Source organism: Saccharothrix sp. ALI-22-I, assembly GCF_001984175.1.
Lineage (GTDB): Bacteria > Actinomycetota > Actinomycetes > Mycobacteriales > Pseudonocardiaceae > Actinosynnema.
Genome location: NZ_MTQP01000031.1, coordinates 1 through 20650, shown reverse-complemented (window position 1 = coordinate 20650; position 20650 = coordinate 1). Strand labels below are relative to the sequence as shown.

The 20650-nt window shown below is 68.6% G+C and carries 20 protein-coding genes; 10 read left to right on the top strand and 10 right to left on the bottom strand.

What is annotated here, in order from left to right; genetic code table 11:
* Positions 1 to 55: 55 nt before the first annotated feature.
* On the bottom strand, positions 56 to 841 hold the full coding sequence (locus ALI22I_RS02650) for an alpha/beta fold hydrolase (protein WP_077003965.1): 786 nt from the start codon (positions 839 to 841) through the stop codon (positions 56 to 58).
* A 187-nt stretch (positions 842 to 1028) separates the two neighbouring features.
* Here ALI22I_RS02650 and ALI22I_RS02645 point away from each other — a divergent pair, with 187 nt between their 5' ends.
* Together ALI22I_RS02645 and ALI22I_RS02640 are read left to right on the top strand one after the other, a co-directional pair.
* Positions 1029 to 2030: a C40 family peptidase gene (locus tag ALI22I_RS02645; protein WP_077003964.1), complete on the top strand. Its 1002-nt coding sequence runs from the start codon at positions 1029 to 1031 to the stop codon at positions 2028 to 2030.
* A 70-nt stretch (positions 2031 to 2100) separates the two neighbouring features.
* Entirely contained in the window at positions 2101 to 3060 is a 960-nt protein-coding gene (locus ALI22I_RS02640; RefSeq protein ID WP_077003963.1) for an amidohydrolase family protein, read from the top strand.
* 41 nt (positions 3061 to 3101) lie between these two features.
* On the opposite strand, the gene ALI22I_RS02635 is transcribed toward ALI22I_RS02640, so the two are convergent.
* Positions 3102 to 5015, bottom strand: a complete 1914-nt coding sequence (locus tag ALI22I_RS02635; protein WP_143531915.1) for a PA domain-containing protein — start codon at positions 5013 to 5015, stop codon at positions 3102 to 3104.
* Between the two features lie 365 nt (positions 5016 to 5380).
* Between ALI22I_RS02635 and ALI22I_RS02630 the strand changes: the two genes are divergently transcribed.
* Positions 5381 to 7180: a hypothetical protein gene (locus ALI22I_RS02630; RefSeq protein ID WP_238598035.1), complete on the top strand. Its 1800-nt coding sequence runs from the start codon at positions 5381 to 5383 to the stop codon at positions 7178 to 7180.
* Here the strand turns inward: ALI22I_RS02630 and ALI22I_RS02625 are convergent.
* Complete coding sequence (locus ALI22I_RS02625) at positions 7166 to 7390, bottom strand: hypothetical protein (RefSeq protein WP_077003960.1); 225 nt, start codon at positions 7388 to 7390, stop codon at positions 7166 to 7168. The genes ALI22I_RS02630 and ALI22I_RS02625 overlap by 15 nt on opposite strands.
* 205 nt (positions 7391 to 7595) lie before the next feature.
* On the opposite strand from ALI22I_RS02625, the gene ALI22I_RS02620 reads away from it, so the two are divergent.
* Positions 7596 to 8252, top strand: coding sequence for a hypothetical protein (locus ALI22I_RS02620; protein ID WP_143531914.1), 657 nt, complete (start codon positions 7596 to 7598; stop codon positions 8250 to 8252).
* Between the two features lie 516 nt (positions 8253 to 8768).
* Here ALI22I_RS02620 and ALI22I_RS02615 read toward each other — a convergent pair.
* From ALI22I_RS02615 to ALI22I_RS02595, 4 genes are all read right to left on the bottom strand, one after another.
* The gene (locus ALI22I_RS02615; protein WP_077003958.1) at positions 8769 to 9293 is read right to left on the bottom strand and encodes a hypothetical protein; all 525 of its coding nucleotides are present in this window, start codon (positions 9291 to 9293) and stop codon (positions 8769 to 8771) included.
* A 46-nt stretch (positions 9294 to 9339) separates the two neighbouring features.
* Complete coding sequence (locus tag ALI22I_RS51890) at positions 9340 to 9633, bottom strand: hypothetical protein (protein WP_202970597.1); 294 nt, start codon at positions 9631 to 9633, stop codon at positions 9340 to 9342.
* A gap of 237 nt (positions 9634 to 9870) precedes the next feature.
* Positions 9871 to 10717, bottom strand: a protein-coding gene (locus ALI22I_RS02600; RefSeq protein ID WP_238598034.1) for an IS5 family transposase whose coding sequence is annotated in 2 segments (ribosomal slippage) — positions 9871 to 10375 and positions 10374 to 10717 — 849 coding nt in all. Because the reading frame shifts where the segments join, the coding sequence is not laid out codon by codon here.
* A 102-nt stretch (positions 10718 to 10819) separates the two neighbouring features.
* Positions 10820 to 11686: a GNAT family N-acetyltransferase gene (locus ALI22I_RS02595; RefSeq protein WP_077003957.1), complete on the bottom strand. Its 867-nt coding sequence runs from the start codon at positions 11684 to 11686 to the stop codon at positions 10820 to 10822.
* Here ALI22I_RS02595 and ALI22I_RS54990 point away from each other — a divergent pair.
* The 5 genes from ALI22I_RS54990 (at position 11633) to ALI22I_RS02565 (ending at position 15603) form a co-directional block, all read left to right on the top strand.
* Complete coding sequence (locus ALI22I_RS54990; protein ID WP_338013454.1) at positions 11633 to 12358, top strand: GNAT family N-acetyltransferase; 726 nt, start codon at positions 11633 to 11635, stop codon at positions 12356 to 12358. The two genes, ALI22I_RS02595 and ALI22I_RS54990, sit on opposite strands and share 54 nt — an antisense overlap.
* Before the next feature lie 386 nt (positions 12359 to 12744).
* Positions 12745 to 13197, top strand: coding sequence for a hypothetical protein (locus tag ALI22I_RS02585; RefSeq protein WP_077003956.1), 453 nt, complete (start codon positions 12745 to 12747; stop codon positions 13195 to 13197).
* On the top strand, positions 13194 to 14264 hold the full coding sequence (locus ALI22I_RS02580; protein WP_077003955.1) for a tyrosine-type recombinase/integrase: 1071 nt from the start codon (positions 13194 to 13196) through the stop codon (positions 14262 to 14264). Before ALI22I_RS02585 ends, ALI22I_RS02580 begins: the two co-directional genes overlap by 4 nt.
* A 186-nt stretch (positions 14265 to 14450) precedes the next feature.
* Positions 14451 to 14792 (top strand): hypothetical protein, encoded by a 342-nt coding sequence (locus ALI22I_RS50320; protein WP_077003954.1) that lies wholly within the window; start codon positions 14451 to 14453, stop codon positions 14790 to 14792.
* Between the two features lie 604 nt (positions 14793 to 15396).
* Positions 15397 to 15603, top strand: a complete 207-nt coding sequence (locus ALI22I_RS02565; protein WP_077003952.1) for a hypothetical protein — start codon at positions 15397 to 15399, stop codon at positions 15601 to 15603.
* Positions 15604 to 15838: 235 nt separating this feature from the next.
* On the opposite strand, the gene ALI22I_RS02560 is transcribed toward ALI22I_RS02565, so the two are convergent.
* The 3 genes from ALI22I_RS02560 to ALI22I_RS02545 form a co-directional block, all read right to left on the bottom strand.
* Positions 15839 to 16375, bottom strand: a complete 537-nt coding sequence (locus ALI22I_RS02560; RefSeq protein ID WP_077003951.1) for a hypothetical protein — start codon at positions 16373 to 16375, stop codon at positions 15839 to 15841.
* 1312 nt (positions 16376 to 17687) lie between these two features.
* Positions 17688 to 18203 carry a helix-turn-helix domain-containing protein gene (locus ALI22I_RS02550; protein ID WP_077003949.1) on the bottom strand — a complete coding sequence of 172 codons (516 nt, stop codon included), beginning with the start codon at positions 18201 to 18203 and terminating at the stop codon, positions 17688 to 17690.
* 558 nt (positions 18204 to 18761) lie between these two features.
* A complete protein-coding gene (locus ALI22I_RS02545; RefSeq protein WP_143531912.1) occupies positions 18762 to 19079 on the bottom strand; it encodes a hypothetical protein in 318 nt (105 codons plus the stop codon).
* Positions 19080 to 19665: 586 nt separating this feature from the next.
* Between ALI22I_RS02545 and ALI22I_RS02540 the strand changes: the two genes are divergently transcribed.
* Positions 19666 to 20007 carry a histone-like nucleoid-structuring protein Lsr2 gene (locus tag ALI22I_RS02540; RefSeq protein WP_077003947.1) on the top strand — a complete coding sequence of 114 codons (342 nt, stop codon included), beginning with the start codon at positions 19666 to 19668 and terminating at the stop codon, positions 20005 to 20007.
* Positions 20008 to 20650: the final 643 nt, after the last annotated feature.

Sequence of the window (20650 nt, the reverse complement as noted above, 5' to 3'; positions counted from 1 at the left end):
ACGCTCCCCTCGGTCGGTGATCACCCCATCCTGGGCGGCACCGTCCAAGCCGCGATCAAGGATCGATGAAATCCGCAGGTGGGAGCCGTTTCGCGTGACCGCTGACGATCGACGCGGCCAGATCCGGGTCGTCCTCCACGACGAGGTGGCCGCTGCCCGGGACCAGGGCGTGCTCGGCGTGCGGGAGCAGCCTGCGGGCCCTGGCGGCGTCGGCGAGCGGCACGAGCCGGTCCCTTGTCGCCCACGCGAGCAGCACCGGGTACGGGACCCGGCCGCGGAAGCTGTACCGCCAGGTGAACTTCGTCATGGCGATGATGTCGCTGGACGCCAGGGCGGACGCCGCCGCCGCTGCCGCGCGGGGGTGGATCAGCGAGGGCTTGGCCGAGAACGCCGTCAGCATGAGCCGGCGTGCCGGCGCCTCGCTCATCAGCCACGATCGCGTCGCCGGATCGGCCACAGTGGACATCCGGGCGGCGTTGCGCAGCAGGGCGGCGGTGACCCACGCTCGCGGGCGGGTCCAGAACCCGATGGGGCACAGCGCGGTGACGCCCGCCACAGGGACGAGTTTGGCCAGTTCGAGCGCCACCGCGCCGCCCATGGAGTGCCCGACCACGTGCGGACGCGTCAGCCCCAGGGCGGGCAGCCGTTCGGCGACCAGCCGGGCGGTGGCGGTGATGACACCGGCGTCGTAGTGGAACCCCGGCTCGCCGCCGTGCCCCGGCAGGTTCACCGGCTCGACCCGCCACTCCCGGTCGAGCCGGTCCACCACCGGTTTCCACGAGTTCGCGTCGCCGCCGCCGCCGTGCAGGAGCAGCAGCGGGGCGACCTCGTCACGCGCCACGAGTCCTCCTCAAGTCGAACACAGACGTAAGGGAACAGTAGCCACCGACCACCTACTAACCAACTTAGTGATACTTACTATGAGTGATAGTGGACGAACCGGGCCGCCTTCCGTAGCCTGTCCGGGACCCAGCCGGTTCACCCATTCGGGTGGCCGTCCCCGAAGCTCGAAGGAGGCTTGCGCGATCGTGGCGTTCCCACCCGCTCAGCGCACCGCCCGGGCCGCGCTGGCGGCCGCCGCCACCGCAGTGCTCGCCACCGGTCTCTCCGTGCCCCAGGCGGCAGCCGACCCGGCATTGCCGACCAACGCCTCCGAGGCGTTGAAGAAGTACACCGAACTGGCGGGCCAGGCCGAGAAGCTCAACGAGGAGCACCTGCGGGCACAGGACGACCTCAAGGCCAAACAGGGCGAGCTGGACAAGGCCAACAGCGATCTCGCCGGCGCGCGCCAGGCCCAGGAGCAGCTGCGCGGCCAGGTCGACCTGCTCACCGAGGCCAGTTTCGAGGGCGCCCGGTTCAACCAGCTCTCCGCGCTGCTGGTCAGCGACTCGCAGCAGGACTACCTGAACCGGATGTCCGCGCTCGGCATCCTGGCCGGCGAGAACGCCGACGCGCTCGACAGCCTGACCAAGGCCGTCACCGACGCCGACGACGCACAGCGACGGGCCACGGACGCCACCAACGCCGCCGCCCAGATCCTGGACGACATCGCCCAGCGCAAGTCCGACCTCGACAAGCAGGTCGCCGACGCACGCGCCCAGTACGACAAGCTCAGCGCCGCCGACAAGGCCACCCTCGCCGACGCTGGCGACACCTCCCGCATCGCCGTCCCCGCGGGCACCGCCGGCAAGGCACTGGAGTACGCCCTGGCCCAACGCGGCGACGACTACGTCTTCGGCGCGAACGGCCCGGACCAGTGGGACTGCTCCAGCCTCATGCAGCAGTCCTACCGCGCCGCCGGCATCTCGATCCCCCGCACCACCTACGGCCAAGCGGGCATCGGCCGCACGGTGTCACGCGGCGAGGTCAAGCCGGGCGACCTGATCATCTACTACTCCGACCAGCACCACGTCGCGATGGCGGTCGACGGCGTGCGTGCGGTGCACGCGTCCACCGAGGGCGTGCCCGTGAAGATCGCCGACATCGACTCGATCGGACCGATCAACGTCATCCGGCGCCTCGAAGGTTGAACAGCGCTCCCGACGGTTACCTCTAAGTCGTACACCGACGTCAACTATGAGGTAGCTGCCGGGAGGCGACGTGAAGATCATCGCAATGGAGGAGGCCTTCAAGATTCCCCAGGTCGACCCGCTCGTGCGCGACCACCCGTTCAACGAGCAACTGTGGGACAAGATGCCCCAGACCAAGCTGCTCGACGTCAAGGACGGACGGCTGGCGGACATGGACGCGGCGGGCATCGACGTGCAGGTCCTGTCGCACACCACGCCCGGCTTCGAGACCATGCCGGCCGAACTGGCGGTGCGCCTGGCCAAGCAGTCCAACGACATCTTGGCCGAATGCGTCGCCGCACACCCCGACCGGTTCGCCGGACTTGCGTCACTGCCCACACCGGACCCGGCCGCCGCAGCGGACGAACTGGAACGGGGCGTCAAGGAACTCGGCCTCAAGGGCGCGATCATCAACGGCACCACCGGGAACCGGTTCCTGGACCACGAGTCGTTCCGGCCCGTCCTCGAACGCGCCGACGCGCTCGGCACGCCGATCTACCTGCACCCCGCGCCGGTGCCCGGCGAGGTGGCCGACGTCTACTACGGCGGATTCCCGGACGCGGTCAACACCGTCCTGGCGACCGCGGCGTGGGGCTGGCACGTCGAAGTCGGCCTGCACGCGCTGCGGCTGATCATCTCCGGGGTGTTCGACCGCTACCCGAACCTGCGCTTCATCATCGGCCACGACGGCGAAGCCGTGCCGTTCATGTTGGCGCGGGCGAGCGAGGCGATGGCCGTCGTCGGTCTCGAACGGTCCGTCGAGGAGTACTTCGCCGAGCACTTCTTCGTCACCACCAGCGGGTTCTTCGCCCACGCGCCCTTCCTGTGCCTGCTGCACGCCGTGGGCGTGGACCGCATCCTGTTCGCGGTCGACTACCCGTACGACTCCAACAAGCGCGGCCGTGACTTCCTCGACCACCTCCCGGTCAGCCTCACCGACCGCCACCGCATCGCGCACGGCAACGCCGAGCGGCTGCTGGGCATCGCCTGATCTGGCGGGACCGGACGCCGGTCCCGCCGGATCACACGTGGTCAGCCTCCGTAGTGGAAGATGTAGAGGCCGAAGTCGCGGTCACTGGCCAGCACGTACTGCTCGCCCGTCTCGTCCTTCCACACCTCGACGCCCCAGAAGTTGTTGCCTCCCTCGTCGATGAAGGCCCCCACCTCCCGGATGCCGTTGCGGCCGTACTCCACGACCCGGAGTCCGGCGGCGTAGTAGGACAGGTAGGCGAGCTTGTTATTCTCGGGGTCCATCGCCACCTCGTGGACCGACAGGTCGCCGAACCCGCGCGCGTAGACCGGGTCCTGCGCCTCGGGCACCGAGTAGGTGTCGATCTGCCTGATCGAGCCGGTCGTACCCGGCCTGGTGGGGATGTCGGTGCCGAACAGGCGCACGTAACCCCACCCGTCGAACACGGACTTGATCGTGGTCGACTCGCCTCCGGCGGCCGGCGTCGGCGTGGTGCAGGCGTTCGCCTCCGTCACGCCGGGCACGCCCAGCAGGCGTAGGCCCGCGTACCGGTTGACGAACACGTACGGGATGGCCCCCGCTGCGGCCATCGTGGACCCGCCCTGGCAGTCCGACCGCACGTTCTGGAACACGATGCCCGCCGTGTAGCCGGCGGCGATGATGTTGTCCAGCTTCACCTGGAACGTGCACACACCGCGTTCGACCAGCGCCGTGCCGGTGCCCGGCGGGACCGCTTCACAGGCCTGGCCGACGTAGGTGGTGTCGCCGCTGACCGTCGTGTTCTCGTCGATCGGCTTGGTGTCGGCCGCCGAGGTGGCGTTGTACTCCTGGCCCGCGTACGGACCGGAGTCGATCTTCGCCGTGACGCGGTACGGGCTGAAGTCCTCGTCCGTGCCGATCATGAACTTCCGGTTCGGCGACAGCTCGGACTGGTGCGAGTTGCCCTCCGGCGCGATCTCCTGCCCCCGCGCCAACCGTTCCTCGTCCAACGCGGCGTAGTCGCTCTCCGCGACCAGGCTCACCTTGCCCGGACGCGGGTCGGTGACGTCGAGCAGCACGTACCCGCCGTCCCAGTAGTTCACGTTCATGACGTACCGGCGGCCGACCTTGGCGATCATCATGTCGTGGCTGAACACCGACGTGAGGCTCGCCGGGCTCGGCTGGTCGACGCCGAACACCGCGCCCAGGTCGAGACCGTCGTTGACCAGCACGGGGTTGCGCGGGTCGGTGATGTCGAGGATGTCGACGTCCGTGCCCTCTTCGTCGTCCACCAGCGCGACGTAGGTCTTCTTGTCGAAGACGTTGGTCCACATCCGCATGCTGTGCACCTGGTTGGGCGCGGGGTCGAGGCCGCCCGCGGTGTTGGTGAAGTCACCGACGTGCATCGCCAGGGGCTTGGGACTGCGCGGGTCGGTGACGTCCCACAGCGAGATACCGCCCGAGTTCGCCCCTGGGGGCGTCTCGCCGGGGCAGGTCTCGTTCTGGTGGATCAGCAGGTCGCCGTGGAAGAACGGGCTGTCGTCGATGTGCTCGACCTGGATGCCCTCACCGACGTACGACCCGTCGCTGGTCGGGATGAACGCGCTCGTCACCTCCGCCGGCTTCGTCGGATCGGAGATGTCCATGACGTGCACGCCGGTGCTCTCGCACGTCGGCTCGCGGAACGCGGTCAGGTAGGCGTAGTCGCCGAACGCGGTCACGTCCGCCACGCGTCCGGTGTTGCCCGCGCCGGACGGGTTGGTCACCTTCGCCTTGCCGACCACGGAGACGTTGCGCGACACCGCCGGCAAATGCCCCTCGTCGCCGTCGTGCTGCTTGTACAGCCCGTCCGCGATCCCCTCACCGGGGAAGTCCTCCCGACCACCACCGTGCTCGGGATGAGCACTGGACGAGCCGGTCACCGCGGCACTGAGCGCGAGGGTCACCGCGCCCAGCACCGCGAGTCTGCGAGCCCGTTGTTTACGTTGACGGCGCATCCGATTGTCTCCGATCCGAGGGGTATCCAGCCGGCCGGACCATACGTTCCGGATCCGGGCACCGGTAGATACCCGAGTAGGGAGTTTCCGCACGGACCCGCAGGCGCTCCTCTGCCGGACACCGGGCTTGTCGGCAATATTGCGGACAACGAGCGCAACGGAGCACGGCGCGGACAGTCATCCGGCGTGTCGCGCGAGCGCGGTCCCCGGAGTCCGTGGCCGGGAACTAGCATCGGACGAACGCGAGAGCGGTTGTCCGCCTTCCGCATGGCTCTCCTCGCACACAGCAGCCAGTGACAACATCGGGGAACGTCACGGCAGGCAGAACGGAGCGATCCCCAGTCGTGCACCTGAAGAGCTTCTCCGTGAACGGGTTCCGTTCGCTGCTACAGGTCAAGGACATCCCCATCAGCTCGCCGACCATCGTCGCCGGTCACAACGACGGCGGGAAGTCCGCGCTGCTCGAAGCCCTGTCGTTCCTGCTCGGCGATTACGCCGCCGCCGAGGAGGAACGTTCCTACATGCCCGGCACACCGGCGGCTCGATGTGAATCGACCGACGTCGAAGGGCTTTTCGCTCTGGGCGAGTGGGAGCAGAGCGCCTTCCAACTCCCTGCGACGGTGCGGATTCGGCGCGTCGCAACCGAGGAGTCCTCGTATTGGGAGTGCTGGAAGTCCGTGCCGACCGATGACCGCCTCCGCGATCTGACGCAATACAAAGCATCCGACTTGCAGCAGTTGGTGCGCGAACTGGACCTCAAGGCTGCCTCCACCCGCAAGGCGGACTGCCTCGCGGCCCTCGCCGAATACGCGCAGTCGCACACCAGCGGTGAAGACTGGCTTCCCGCACCCAAGGACCTGACCACTCGCCTGCCCCGCCTGCTCCCGTTCGACGGCAGGGCGGCCAAGGCCAACGACGCGGTCAAGGCCGCGCTCACCGCCCGGTTCCAGACGCACGTCAAAGACCCCGATCTTCGCGGAAGGCTCACCCAGATCGAGGACGAGGTCAAGATCAGGCTGCGCACGGACTCGAAGTCGCTGTGCGACCACATCAGGCACAGGTGTCCGGACATCACCGAAGTGTCCGTGGAACCGGACATCTCGTTCAGCCACGGCTTCCGCAGCGCCGAACTGCGGATCGCGCGCAGCTCGGGCGGAGCGGTCGACCTCGCGCGATCCGGCGACGGGAGCGGGCGGCGGATCTCCCTGGCGATCTGGGAGTGGACCAGCGACCTGCTCTCGGAGCAGAACGCCAGTGAGGCGGACCCGGACGAGCACGGCGAGGTCGCGCCGTCGCCCTTGCAGACCATCGTCGTGTACGACGAGCCGGACACCCACCTCGACTACGCCCACCAGCGGAAGGTCATGGACCTCATCCGCGAGCAGAGCGCGATCCCGCACGTGAACGTCGTCGTCGCCACGCACTCGATGAACCTCATCGACGGCGTCGACATCGCCGACGTCGTGCACCTCAAGCTGGAGGACGGGGTCACCGTGGTGGAGCGGCTGGGCACCGAGTCGCACGAGGCCATCGACCGCTTCCTCGGCAAGATCGCCGCGAGCGTGGGCTTGCGCAACTCGGTGCTGCTGCACGAGCGCTACTTCCTGGCGGTCGAAGGCGAGACCGAGCAGCAGGCGATCCCGCCGCTGTTCCTGCTGAGCGAAGGAGTGTCACTGCAGGCGGCGGGCATCGCCCTGTGGGGCTGCGGCAACAACGAAGGCGCTCTGCACCTGGCGGGCTACCTCTTCGAACACGACCGTCACGTGCGGCTGATGATCGACGCGGACAGCCGCAGGAAGAGGATGTTCCAGGACAAAGCGCTCGAACTCCGGTTCGGCCCGAGGAAGAAGGACATCGTCGACATCGTCGGTGAGCCGGACGGCTACAAGGAACTCGAAGAATTCTTCCCGGACGACCTGTGGGCACAGGTGGCGAACGAGCGCTGGCCGCGCGGCACCCCGTGGGCGCCGGAGGACTTCGCGTCGAAACGCGCCGGGAAGTTCAGCTATGACGTGCAGCAGATGCTCCAGGAGCAGAGCGAGTCCGGCCCCGCGGGAAAGCCGGCCATGATGCACGGGCTCGCACTCTCTCTGTGTTCTCCGAAGCAGGTCCCCGAACAACTCCGCAAAGCCTTCAAGGAGATGCGAACGCTAGCCGCAAAGTAAGTAGCGATCGTCGACGTCGTGCGGTCCCTCGACGTGGCGTCGCCGCGCCTGCATCCGCTCCTTGCGTTGGTCGTCGGTCGGGGGCGTCCAGTGATGCCACCCGACCGGCGGCTTCCACCGCCGGTAGTGCTCGCGCTCACCGAGGCCGCACCACCTGCACCCGTTCGGCGTGGTCAGACCCGACTCGCCTTGCTCGTCATCGCTGGTCATGCAGCCTCCCCGGTCCGTGCTGTAGTTCTACCGCCTCCCACCGACATTTTCGCCGCCGCGCACCGAAGCCGCAGGTCCGCAACCAGGTCGACTCCGTCAGGACACAGTTCAGCGACAACGTCGAGCGGAGCCGGCCACACCGTCACACGCGCTAGACCGCTACGAGCCGTCCCACGATTCAACCACCACCCTCGGAGAACGACCGATGGCGAGCCCGCTGCCGCCGAGCCCCGACGACGAACCAACCTCGACACCGAGCGCAATGCCACATCCGGTGCACGTTCACAACGAGCTGACCGGAGATGTTCACGGCCCCTCGATTCAAGCGGGCTCTGTGACCGGCGGGATTCACGTCCACCTTGCACCCGCGTCCCTGCCCGCACCACCAGCGGTGCACGACAGCGGCATCCGCCGCACCTTGCGGATCTTGGTGGGCTGGGGACTCGCCCTGACACTGTTGTTCGTGGGGTGCGGATTCCTCTCCTACTTCATCAACATCTCGGTCGGGCAGGGGTCGCTGAGCCGGAATCTGGCGGCCGATGCAGCGCTTCTGCTCCTTGTCCTGACGTTCCTCGCCGTGCGGTGGAAACGAGTCGGAGCGGCAGAGATGTCATTTCTCGCGTACTTCGGCAAGCTGCTCACCCGCTGCACGCCCAAGAGCGTGACCGCGACACCGACCCGCACCCTCTCCGCGGTCGCGGGCACCGTCATCGTCCTTCTGGTGACGTTCCTCGCGACCCCTGCCACGAGCTCGGAATTCACCGTCGCGCAAGGCCGGAACGGCGTATTGATCATCTTCGCGGCTCTCGGGTGCCTGGTGGGCAACGCCCTCGTGGTCCGATGGCGGAATCGACCGCGCTGACCGCCGTCACCGCGTAGCCGCGTGCCACGGTGAACGCGACCAGAGTTGTCACCGGCCATCCGGCCACCGAGGAGCAACAGGCCGCCGAAAGTCAGGGAGTACCCGGTGACCTGTGCCGCTCGAAAAGTCATCGCTGCTGTTCAAGCGGCGTGGCCGCCGGTGTCCGACGGCCTCGCCCGCACGCACACCACGAGCCTCGTCCGGGGCCACCGACCTCGCCTTCGGCTCTCACCGCCCACGGCCTTGGCACCGCCCACCAGGGCTTGATCGACAAACTCCGCACCCAGGCGGCCTCGACACCATCATCGTGGTCAGCGCCACGAACCCGTTCGCCGAGACAGCCGAGCAGGCCGTCGAGGACCGCAACGCCCCGGCGACGGCCGGGTCCGCTTCCGGAACCACGACGACGACCTCGGCTCGACCGCCTCGGCCGCGACCGGCACCGACCACCGGCTCATCACCGGGCCGGTCACCGACTACATCGCCCCCCTCCCGCCCGACCGGTGGCCGCCGAGGCTACGGGCGGAAGACGGTCAGCGTGGTCGGGCCGGTGAGGCTGGAGATCCCGGTGCCGGCGCATTGCAGGACGTCCGGCGTCACGAGTACGGCCACCTGTTCCGCGCTCGCGGGGGCGAACGTGCCGCTGGTGATCAGGCCCGTGTTGGTGATCACCGCCTGGCCGCCGATGTCGCTGACCGTCCAGTTGTACGCGAACGTCGTCGGCGCGGCCAACGGGTTGCTCCACGTGTAGGTGCGTGACGCCGCTCCGGCGCTGAGGAGCGTCGCGCACGACACCGTGTCCGTGAACGTCTGGGCGTACGACCCGCTGGGCGCGCCGAGGTTCGTGCAGGCGGGGAAGAACCCGGTGAGGTTGCCGGTCACGACCCGCGGGGTGTTGGTGATGGGCGGGTCGTAGGTGACCGCCCACGTGCCGACGCAGACCTGGTCCACGGTGACGGCATGAGCGGCGCCGGTCGTGGCGAACAAGCCGCCCGCCGTGGTCAGCACCAGCGCCAGGAAAGTACCGAACCTCCGTGACATGACACCCAGCCCTTCATCGACGGTTCCCCGACCCCCACCTTGTGTCCTATCCGATTCCACGCCCCCGGACACCGCTGTTCAGAGCGGCCCGCTCGCAGCCGATGCCGTCCTCGTCGCCGTCCAGCCGATACACGTCCGAGCCGATGACGGTGACCGGCCCGCGCACGTACGCCGACTCGTCGCCGGAGCCGCCCTCGCAGTCGACGTCGCTCGCGATCGGCACGCACGGCGTGCAGCCGGCGTGGCAGCCCTGGTTCGGCGCGGGCGGCGGCGGGGCCCGGGGCGCCGGATTCGGCTGCGGGTTGGCCAGGTGATACCACCCGGACCGGCAGCGGATCACCAGACGCACCACCCGGTCGGTTCGGCACAGGCAGACGGCGTGCCCGACTTCACTGCGTGCTTTACGAGAACCTGTTCCAGCAACTCGTCGGGCCGTTAATTAAAATAGTGACCAGATACGACAACGACAGGTTGTGATGTCGTCTCTTGTGGTGGCTGATCCGGGCGCGGGCTTGGCTTGTTCGTCGCCAGTTCGACCAGTGCGGGTACGCGGACGTGCTAGAGCGTGTCCTGTCGATCAGCGGAGCCAGATCATGATGGCGGCGATGACGACTTCGGCTCGGTAGATCGCGGCGCGCTTGGCGTATCGGGTGGCCAGGCCGCGCCATTGCTTGAGCCGGTTGAAGCAGCGCTCGACTACGTTCCGGTCGTGGTAGAGGTCGCGGTCGAAGCAAGGTGGTCGGCCGCGGCGCCGGGATTTCTGATCAGCACGCTCGGGGATGGTGGTGGCGATCCGGCGCCGGCGTAGCTCGGCGCGGGTAGACGGATGCGAGTATGCCTTGTCGGCGATGACCCGATCCGGCCGCGACCGGGGACGCCCCGGCCCCAGCCGGGGCACCCGGATCGCCTCCAGTAGCGGCACCAACTGCGGGTTGTCACCGGCCTGTCCGGGCGTCAGCAGGATCGACTGTGGACGGCCGCGCCCGTCCACAGCCAGGTGCACTTTGGTGCTCAACCCGCCGCGGGATCGTCCCAGTGCCTCGCCGCCGACCGGCGCAACCGGCCACGTGCCGCAGCCCCCTTTTCCGGGCCCCTGCCGCATGCTGATGGGCCCGGGCGATGGTGGAGTCGACCGACACCGCCCACTCGATCGTCCCGACCGCGTCATCGTGCGCCTGGACCTGCGTGAGGATCCGATCCCAGGTCCCATCCGCCGTCCACCGGCGCAGCCGCTCATGGCAGGTCTTCCACGGCCCATACCGCTCCGGCAGATCCCGCCACGGCGCACCCGTGCGTACCTTCCACAAGAGCCCGTCGATGACCTGGCGATGATCCCGCCACCGGCCACGACGCCCGTTGGAGCGCGGCAACAGCGGCATGATCCGCGCCCAGACCGCATCGGTCAATTCACCACGACGAATCATCCGACCATCATCGAACCCCGACCTACCCCATGTCCTCAAAGGGCGTTCGGGCCCAGCCAGGGTCAGCGACGCGGCCTGTCCGATACCGCCGCCTGATCATTTTCAGGCGGCTCGGCTGACGTCCAGCCGTTCGGACGACGGCTCGTATCCAGCTGCCCTGTAGGCGGCGACGGCGGCAGCGTTCGAGGTCGGGGTGCTGACGAGTGCGCTTGACGCACCCAGTTCACGCAGCGCCGCCGCAGCGGCGACGCTGATCGCCGTCCCGTAGCCGCGACCGCGATGGTCGGCGTGCACGCCCACCGGCTCCAGCAGGCCGGGCTTGCCGGGCCCTGCCGACCAGACCGTCGCCGCGGCCACCGCGTTGTCCTGGCCGTCGTAGCCGATCAGGCAGCGGGCGTCGGCATAGACCGGCCCGGCCGCGAGGACGTGCCAAATCTCCTCGGTGAACGCCGGGCTGCCGAACGCCGGGCGATGCACTGCGGTCCGCACCCCCGCCGTCTCCGGACCGGCTACCTCGATCCGCAGGCCGGAGTCCTTCACCGGCTCGGCGAGGTCGTGGCGCAGCGGCGTCCACGGCTCGTCCAGAATCCAGCCCGCCTCCAAGAGGACCTCGCGGAGCAGGGCGCCGTTGGGGATTTCGAGGCCGACCTTCCCGGGCGGCAGGACCCCGCGCTCCGGATCATCGAGGTCCGCCAGCAGCTGGCGCGCCAGATCACCGTCCTGTCGCAGATCCGGCGCGGTCGTCAGGCGCAGCACATCAGGGTCGTCCAGGTATCCGACGGCAATGATCCGTCCGTCCACGTTCCAGGTGCGGACGGCCGCGGCCAGCCTCTCCGCGCCCAGCGCCCAGGCCCAACCGAGGTCTCCCGGATGGAGTTGCAGCGGCGTGCGGTCGTCCTGCCATACGCGTAGGGCATCCACGACCGCGGTCAGCCCATCCACGTCGGGCTCGTTCAGAACGATCGTCATGTCCCGCAGCTCACACCATCGCGGCGACCGGCCGCACCTGGTTTTACTCAGCCAGTCAGATCGACAGGACACGCCCTAGTCGATGCGCGCACCCACGCCGGCCAGGCGGAACTGCTGGTGGCGGTGGACGTGGAGACCACCGTGCTGGGCACCGTCACGGTGGTCCGGCCGGGCACCCCGTACGCCGAGGTCAGCCGGGACGGCGAGGTGGAGTTCCGGATGCTCGCGGTGAACCCGCCCGCCCGCGGTCGCGGTGTCGGCGAGGCACTGGTGCACGCGGCGATCATGCGGGCACGGGAATTCGGCGCACGGCGACTGGCGATAAGCAACTCCAAGCACATGACCACGGCACACCGGCTCTACCAGCGGCTGGGATTCCAGCGGCTGCCGGAACGGGACTGGCGGCCGGTGCCGGGCGTGGAAGCGACCGCGTACGCGTTCAGCTCGAATTGTCGAAGTAGGACTCTCGGCGCGGTAGGAAATATGGTTCTCGGATGCCTTGAATCGGACCATGACCCTTCTTGGTCAAGCATGACAAGCTTATTTGACTTGACTGACGGCAACCGTCTGCGACCGGTTTTGGGTCGAGTCATTTCACTGGACGAAAGGCTGTGTGGGGAATTCCCCACTCGTGTACGGGAGCCTCAAACAGCTGCTAAGCTGCATGTATGAGCCACTCCCCTTCGAGAGGAGTGGGGAATTCCCCACAGGCGCGTGTTCGGGCAAACCTCTCGGACACAAGATCGTGTGTTGGATCCCCAGTCCAATAACACTAGTTCAGGTACCCGACCGCAAGTGGCGGTCGGGTGTTCAAGTGGTCGGCACGGCCTCTACCGCGTCAGGCGGTGGTGGCCGTGACTGACAAGGTCATCGCCGGTCTTCTACCGGGTACAGCGCCACAGCGAAACCGTCGTGTAAATCCAGGCGGTGTTTCCGGGTCATCAACCGGCAAGGCGGCGTCGCCGGTTTCCCGGCAATCTCCATCGGCTCCGAAACCCCGGACTCTGGACAAGCGGCGCACCCCCGCGCCCCCGGTTCAGTCGCTGGGGCCGTTGAGTGTGCGCGATCGTCCGCGTTATGCCCTCGCCCGCTTCGACGACCGAGGCCGACTGGCGAACCAGCCGTTGCTGGCGGTGCTGGGGTGGGGTCCGCAGGAACGCGTGGACATCCGGGTGCACGGGGCCTCGCTGGTGCTCCAGCGCAACCCCCGGGGTGTGTTCACGCTGACCAAGCGCGGACTGATCCCGATCCCCTCGGTCATCCGACGCTGGTGGTCCTTCGAGACCGGTGACCCGGTTCTGCTGGTCGCGGTTCCGGAACGCGCGGCGATGGTGATCCACAGCCTGGTCGTGCTGGACAAGGCCCTTCCCGATCCGCGCCGGGTCGTCGCCGCGTCCCGCGCGTTCGACGGCGATGGCGACGTGGGCCGCGCCGGCGTCGCGCCCGGTCCGGGAACTGCGTGCGTGAACGTCGGCGAGTCGGGCGGCGCGGCGGCGGAGGGGGTGTCGTGACGACCGAGTCCCAACCGAGCGACTCCGATCTGGAGAAGGCACGGCAGGTCCTTGCGCTGCTGGGGGTGTCGCCGGAGGCTCTGGTGGCCTCACAGCCGGCCCGGCCCGCGCGTGAGGTGCCCACGTTCACCGACTGGGTGCCGGTCGTGTCGGGGCTGGTCGGTGAGGGCACACGGAAGCTGTACAGCACCTACTGGAACAAGCTGGTGGCGCTGTGGCCGCAGCGCAGGCTGGACGAACTGCCCGCCTCGGACCTGACGTGGCTGTTCGGCCACGTCCGGCAGACGGGGGTCCGGCGCCGCAACTGGCGCGGCGGACACAGCGCGGCCGAGCACATGTTCAGCGCCACCCGGTGCCTGTACAAGTTCGCCGTCGACGACGGCCTGATCACCGCCGCCCAGGATCCGACGCGGAAGGTCAAGAAGCCCAAGCGTGCGGTGCCCACTCGGCGAGGGCTCAACAACATGGTCCTGGAGGCGATCACCGCGGCGGCCTCCACCACCGGCGACGATCCGGCGTTGGACGCGCTGCTGATCCGGCTCCACGTCGAGACCGCCGCTCGCCGCGGGGGTGCGTTGGCGTTGACGCTGGACGACCTGGACCGGGAGCAGTGCCTGGTCCGGTTGCACGAGAAGGGAGAGCTCAGCCGCTGGCAACCGGTGTCACCGACGCTGATGACCCACCTGGTCGACCACGCCCACCATCGCGGCGCGCGTGAGCCGACCAGCAAGGTGCTGCGCTACCACAACGGCAAACCGTTGACCTACCGACGCTACGACGGGCTGTGGGAACGACTGCGCGAGCACGTCGAACCGGTCCGCACCCAGAACATCTCCACGCACTGGCTGCGGCACACCACGCTGAAGTGGGCCGAGCGCAACTTCGGCGAGGCCGTGGCCCGCGCCTACGCCGGCCACAGGCCCAACACCGACTCCAAAACCGGCGCGATCGCGATCTACGTGAAGGCCGATCTCGAGGAGGTCGCCACCGCACTGGCCGCGCTGACCGGCGAGCCACACCCACTGGCCGCCGACACGCCGACCGAACTGTTCGACAACGGCGACTGACCATCCTCAGTGTGGTTTGGGGCGGCGATCCCGTCGCCGCCCCAAACCATGTTCGCGTGGTCGCTGGTCTCGTCTGGCGACACGCGCAGCCGTCTTTCACTCGACAGGGGTTTCCGTTGCCCCTGTCGGCGATCCACCGGCAGCGGCCGGCACGCTCAGGCTGGCTCCTCCGACCGTCGTCGTGCCATGCAGCACTGCGGTAACCGCGGATTCGGGGTCGAGGGTCAGGCTGCCGACCTCGAACAGGCGGGCGTCGGTGTTGCAGTAGAGCCGGATGATCGTCTCGTCGCGGGGCTGGACGAAATCCTTGCCCTTGCAGGTACCCAGACCTTCCTCGTGTCGTCGTCGCGGATGACCGGGACGGGCTTCCTCCGCGGATCGGGTTGCCTGACGCGTTCCATCGGCGAGCGGGCGATGCCCTCCTCGTCGACCATCAGCCATGTGAACTGCTGCACGCCCTTGTGCTTGTTCAACGCGGTGGACGCGGAGCGGGTATCGATCATCCACGCCTGGAACGCCTCGACATGACCCTTGGTCACCGCGCACGGGTCGTCGGCCTCCGGATCGGGCGAGTACCCACCCGTTATCGGGCGAGCTGCGCGGCGGCGAGCAGGTCATTGCTGCGGGTGGCCCGGTGGCGGTCGCGGTCGCCGTACGGAGGCTGTCGCCTTCCCCGCACGAGCGGGGTTGGTCCAGGCATCCAGCCACCGGTCGATCTCGGCACGGTGTCACCTCGCGCGAGCGGGTGGGCCCCGGTTGCTCGACCACTACCGCTACATGGTCGAGTTCTTCCCGTGCCAGAGGGGTGGATCCGGCCCTGCCGGTGACCAGACGCCGGTGGACTTCACCAGTGCGTCGAGGTCCGACGTCGTCGAAGGGCGCACCCGCCATGCCGGGCAGGGTGTCCAGCCGCTGCTGTTCAGGGCGATCGCCCAGGTACGCGGCACCGCCGCGGATCGCCGTGACCGGACACAGGCAGACGGCGCGGGGACGATGCGCCGTCCAAGCGGCACTTGCGGATAAACGAGGGCTCCAAGTGAGACCCCTGCCCATCGCCACCACGACAGGCATTGGTCCACCCTCCGACGACAGGCGACCTACCGGCCACACGAGGCGGCTAGGCTGCTCCACCATGGCGAGTCCGGCAGAGGTTGAGCGCAAGGTTCGGCAGCTCGACAACGACGTCCAGTCAATCTACGAGATGCTGGCGACCATCGAGGCGACGCAGAAGCGGCAGGGGAACCGGCTGGCCGAGATCGCCGGGGCGCAGGCAGAGCACGGGGCCAAGCTGGACACCATTCTGGCCCTGTTGCGCGGTGAGCAGCCCGACCAACCCTGACGGTATTCGCGCCGGGCTGGTCCCGGCCCCGGCGGCCCAGCGGTTCCTGGCCCCGTCCTCGCTACCGGCGACCCGGAGACCGAACGAGCCCCGAGCAGCACTTACCGCTCGTCCCGGCGGCTGTGAAGCAGACCACGACGGGGCAGACCACGACGGGGCCGAAATTCGGCGGCACGGACACCGCCCTCCGAGCCGGTGGGACGGGATGCCAGGACGTGCGGGCGGATACGGCCGCTCAGGCAGTCTCGGCGAGCGACTTCCCGGCAGGCTGTGCCGATGCGGAAAGGTGCTCGACCAGGACGGTGCCGATGGAGTCGGCCGTGACCCAACCGTCCTGCTCGACGGCATTGTCGGACAGGGCGAGGACCAGCAGGGGCTCGCTGCCCGCGAGGTCGATGTCGCCGGTCTCCGGATAGGCACGCAGTCGGGTCGAGCCGGGCCGGACAGGTACGACGGCGCGTGCCCCGTGAAGATCGACAAGCAGGCCCATCACCTGCTCATCGCCCTCGGCGGCCGGGTCGACCTGCACGTGCCCGATCTCGGCGGTGATGCCCTGTCGGCCCAACAGCGCCACAACGGCCCGGGCCAGCGTGTCGCTGACGGCGATGAACCGGGCCCGGCGGGTGATCTCGACGAGCCGCTCGGCAGGCGCGACGGTGACGGCACGATCGTGTTGATCCCGACCGGCCACGGACGCGGGCGTCAGCTGTCGGAACAGCTCTCGTGCCTCCCGGTCCAACTGCTCCGGGTCCACCACGCCGGCCTTTGCCACAGTCCACTCCACTCACCACGACAATCCGAGCGATGCTCACACAGCTTAGGTGCAGCCATGCCCCGCCCCCACGTCGCAGGGGGCGCCGGCGTGTCGCGCGGGACACACAGCGGTACCGGCGGACACCCGGACGGCCCCTACCCGTGGTGATCGCCTCGAACAGGCAGCGAAGGCGTGACCTGCGATGCCTGGCTGATCAGGCCGGGGTGCCGGGCCGCCGGTGGTGACGCGGTGTTCCGTGGCCGAATCACGTGGACCAGGTGTCCCGGCCGCGTTCACTGACGATGACCTGAGACCCAGGTCGTGTGCCTGGCGGTCGCACGTCGGGGTGTCGGATAAGAGTCCGCCCTTCCGCGGCGGTGCCCCGACAGCACGGTCCGAGCAACGCGAACGCCCGGCCGTGGCGTTGCCCGCCCAGCAGCAGCGGTGACGGCCCGGCCGCAGTCGGCCCGGCCGCAGTCGGTGCCGGTCGACCACGGCCGACAGGTGCGCCGCCTCGTCCGCCTCGTCGACCCGCTCGCGCACGTCGTCACCGTCGGCCCGTTCCCTGTCGACCACCAGGCGGTCGTGCTCGTCCACGCTCAGCCCGTGCTGGTACACAACCTCGTCCACCGCGGCCCGGTACGCGGCATGGCGGCCACCGGGTCGTGCTGCGAGGCACGCGGCGCGACATGGTCCGTGACCAGGTGTCGCAGCGTCGAGTCGGGCATGTCCTACCACTCCCCCAGCACCGCTCGCCATACCGACACCACCGGTTCGCCGCCGGTGGCAGCCAGGGCGCGGGCCGGGTGCGCACCCGATCGGGACACCGCTCGTGGAGATAGCCGGATTCAGTCTACACTGAAGTAATAATGAGTGCTGCTACACTGAGCCAGGACGCGACCCGACGGGCGTCCACTCCAGACGATCGGCTTCTGCGCCACGAGATGCCACAACCGAATCGGAAAGAACGCTCGTGAAGCCGGGCTCGACGGCTCGTGCCCGGATCCACCGGCCCGGCCTCGACAGCGAGTCCTAAACGTCCGGATCAACGTGCGGAGGCACACCGAAGGCCGTCACCCGGAGGGTTCGGCGACGGTGTCGGCTCGACGCCGAGCACCGGCGACTCTCCGCCTGCTCCTGCTGCGCCGAGTTCCACTCGAGCCGGACCGGGATGTGGCCGATGTCCCGGGAAAGCGATCGAAACGCAGCGCGTGCAGGCCACGCGGACCACGTGCCGGCGGTGATCGATTCCGCGTCCTCGGCCTGGGTGGGCTTCCCGGTCCGTCGTCGGTCGGTCCGACGATTCGAGCACGGGCGGCGTGGACCGCTGCTACCGGGGGTTCCGGTCGCGGCCCTTGAGATGGCACCGAGGGCACGGCACGAGCGTGCCGGAGCCGTCGTCGACATAGCGTTCCTGGGGCGTGGGGCCGTCGCAGCGCCCGCACCACGCCGGCCAGTCGACGTGATCGGGACGGCGACCCGATCGCCGCGCCGGACCCCGGCGAGGGGCAGGGGGTGTTGTCCGGCGGTCGGACGGCGCTGTGGGGTGATCCCGTGGAGGTGGCGCCTGCGGTGATGCGGGCGCGGAGGCCATGGGGATGGTGTACCGGTTTCGGCGCCGTCCGCCACCGGGCTCGATGGTGACGTGGCCTTGGCCGTGCAGCCGTTTGAGGCGGCGCTGGACGGTGCGTTCGTCCAGCCGGGTCTTGCGGGACAGGTCCGCCACCGAAGGCCAGGCGTTGCGTCCCTGATCGTCGGCCGAGTCGGCGATCGCCAGCAACAACAGCAGATCCGTGCCCGCGGCCTCGGCGTGTTCCCATACCCAGGTCATCACGCGGATGCTCATGCGGGCTCACCGGGAAGGCGCGCCGCCTGTGGCGGCGAATTCACCGCCGTTCTCCGGCACACCCTCTGACATCGTCGACGAGCCCATTTCCTCGCGCACCGACGGCGGCCGGACAGTCCTTGATTCGGAATGCTGTCGCCTTGGTGCCGACATCCGACTTCACGCCCCCCGGTTTGCTTCGCCCGGGATATCGTCACACCGGTCGCGCCGGAAGTCAAAGTTTCCAATGAGCGAAATCCTCTGGAATGCCTGGAATCACTCCGGTATTCCAACGAGTGAAATGGGTTGGACCGGAATGCGCCGGTGCGGTGCGAGCCGGGGCCGGGAGCGTTGATCGCCGGGTTGTCCACACCCCGGCAGATTGCCACCGGTGTCACGACTGTGCCGGGGGTGGGGTGGCGCAACTGTGCCACCCCACCCCCGGCACAGCTGCGCCACCCGTTACGTCCTATCCCGTCCTATCCCCTATGCCCGGCCGGCGCCGTGGACCGTTCATGGCCGCACCTCCGGCGGTGTCGGTCGCACGCCCGGCGACCCTCGCGCCGGATACCGGTAGCGTCACTCCGAGCAGCCGGCCGCCGTGCGCAGCCACGCGTCGTCGGCCTGTGGCGGCACGAAGTCCCGGCCGACGATCACGTCACCGGCGATCAGGTGGACGGTGCCCGTGCGGCAGCCGTCAAGGGCGCGCACGGCGGCGGCCCGGTTCAGGACGATCAGAACCCTCGACGTCGCCGGGTCGGTCGAGGCGCGTTCCGTGACCGACGGAGGCTTGCGCGCCCGGTCGAACCGGCGCACGGTCGCGCAGTCCACCCGGATTTCGACGGCGGGCAGACTTCCCGGAATTCCGGCGATACCGGAACCAGCCCCAACTCGCACCTGCAACCGATGGGTGACAACACAACTCCACCACCTCGATTGCGTACCCGGGAAACGCGTCGAATACCTCTCGGCCGGCGGGCGGGCACGGCGTCACACGATGCCGACAGCAGCCGGGCCGGTAACACTTGCCGACAGTGAACACCGTCAGCGCCGCGCGGACAGCCGACGGACAATCACGAGTGGCCACCGACCATGCCTCCTCCACCGGCGATTGGCCACCGCACCGGTGGCCGCACGGTGCGTAGGCCGGCCGGCAGCCGAAGCTGCGTGGCCGACACGGAAACCGCGTGAGGCCACCCGGATGCCGACGGCTCGGCCGTAACCGTCAACCAGGCCTTGCCGACAACCGTCGACCCGGACGACCGCACTGATGCGCTATCGGCACTGCAAGCGGATCAGCCGGCTCCAAGCCGGCCACCCCCGGCAGCGTCGCCCACATCCCAAGGAAACGTGCAACACCCAACGCCCGCCCGAACGCCCCGACGGCATTACCGCACGATAGGTATAGTGCGGTCGGAACTGAACGTTCACTTCGGAGTGCAGGCGACACTTCGCCTCTAACAATCGGATGGGAAACCCCAAGATGGTTCAGAAGACCATCGTCGAGCTGATCGACGACCTGGACGGCGGCGCGGCCGACGAAAGCATCACGTTCGGCCTCGACGGAGTCGAGTACACCATCGACCTCTCGGAAGACAACGCCCGGAAGCTGCGCGAGGTGCTCGACCCGTTCGTCGGGCACGCACGCCGGGCCGGTGGCCGCAAACAGCGGCCGACCGCCCGCACCGCGGTCAAGGCCGGCGGTGACCGGGAACAGAACCAGGCCATCCGCGAGTGGGCCCGACAGGAAGGACACGAAGTGTCCGAACGCGGCCGCATCCCACAGAGCCTGATCGTCAAATTCCAGGAAGCGCACACCTCCTGAGCCACCCGCGGTTCCGCTGCGCACGCAGACCCCGGTGCGCAGCAGAACCACGGCGCCGGTTCCCGCGGACCCGCCCGCCTGATTCCCGCCCACCGGCGGAATGTCGGACCCGTGGCCGTTCGGCACGGTGGTAGGCGTACCCGATCAACGCCTCGAAGCCCTCCCCCATCCGACCTCGCCGTGTTGCCGCCATGGTGCGCGATCGGACCGGCAGCGTCGCACCAGGCGACGGTGACCTTCGACGGACAGCGGAGCGTTACGGTGGAGCACGAATGGGTCTTCCTGCTCGGCGGACGCGTGGGGCCGCATTTCTCATCCTGCCGCCGAAAGACCCGTCCCCTCGTTCAGGCCCTGTCAGCCGTCACCAACGTCATGACCCGCAACAGAGCCGATCACTCTCTCCCGATGGCCGACGCGCAGCCAAACGCAGCGAGCACAGGCCGAAAACCGGCACCCTCGTCCACTCCTCGCCGTACTGGAGCGCCAGGCCCGCCTGAACCAAGCCGGTAACGCGCCATACACGATGGACAACATCGGGCCTTTCATGTACTGGCATCAATCTTGATTTGAGTGTCCACCGCGGAACACTGGTCGGTAACCTGATTTAATCAGCGCTTCAACTCGCCCGCGTAGAATTGGTACG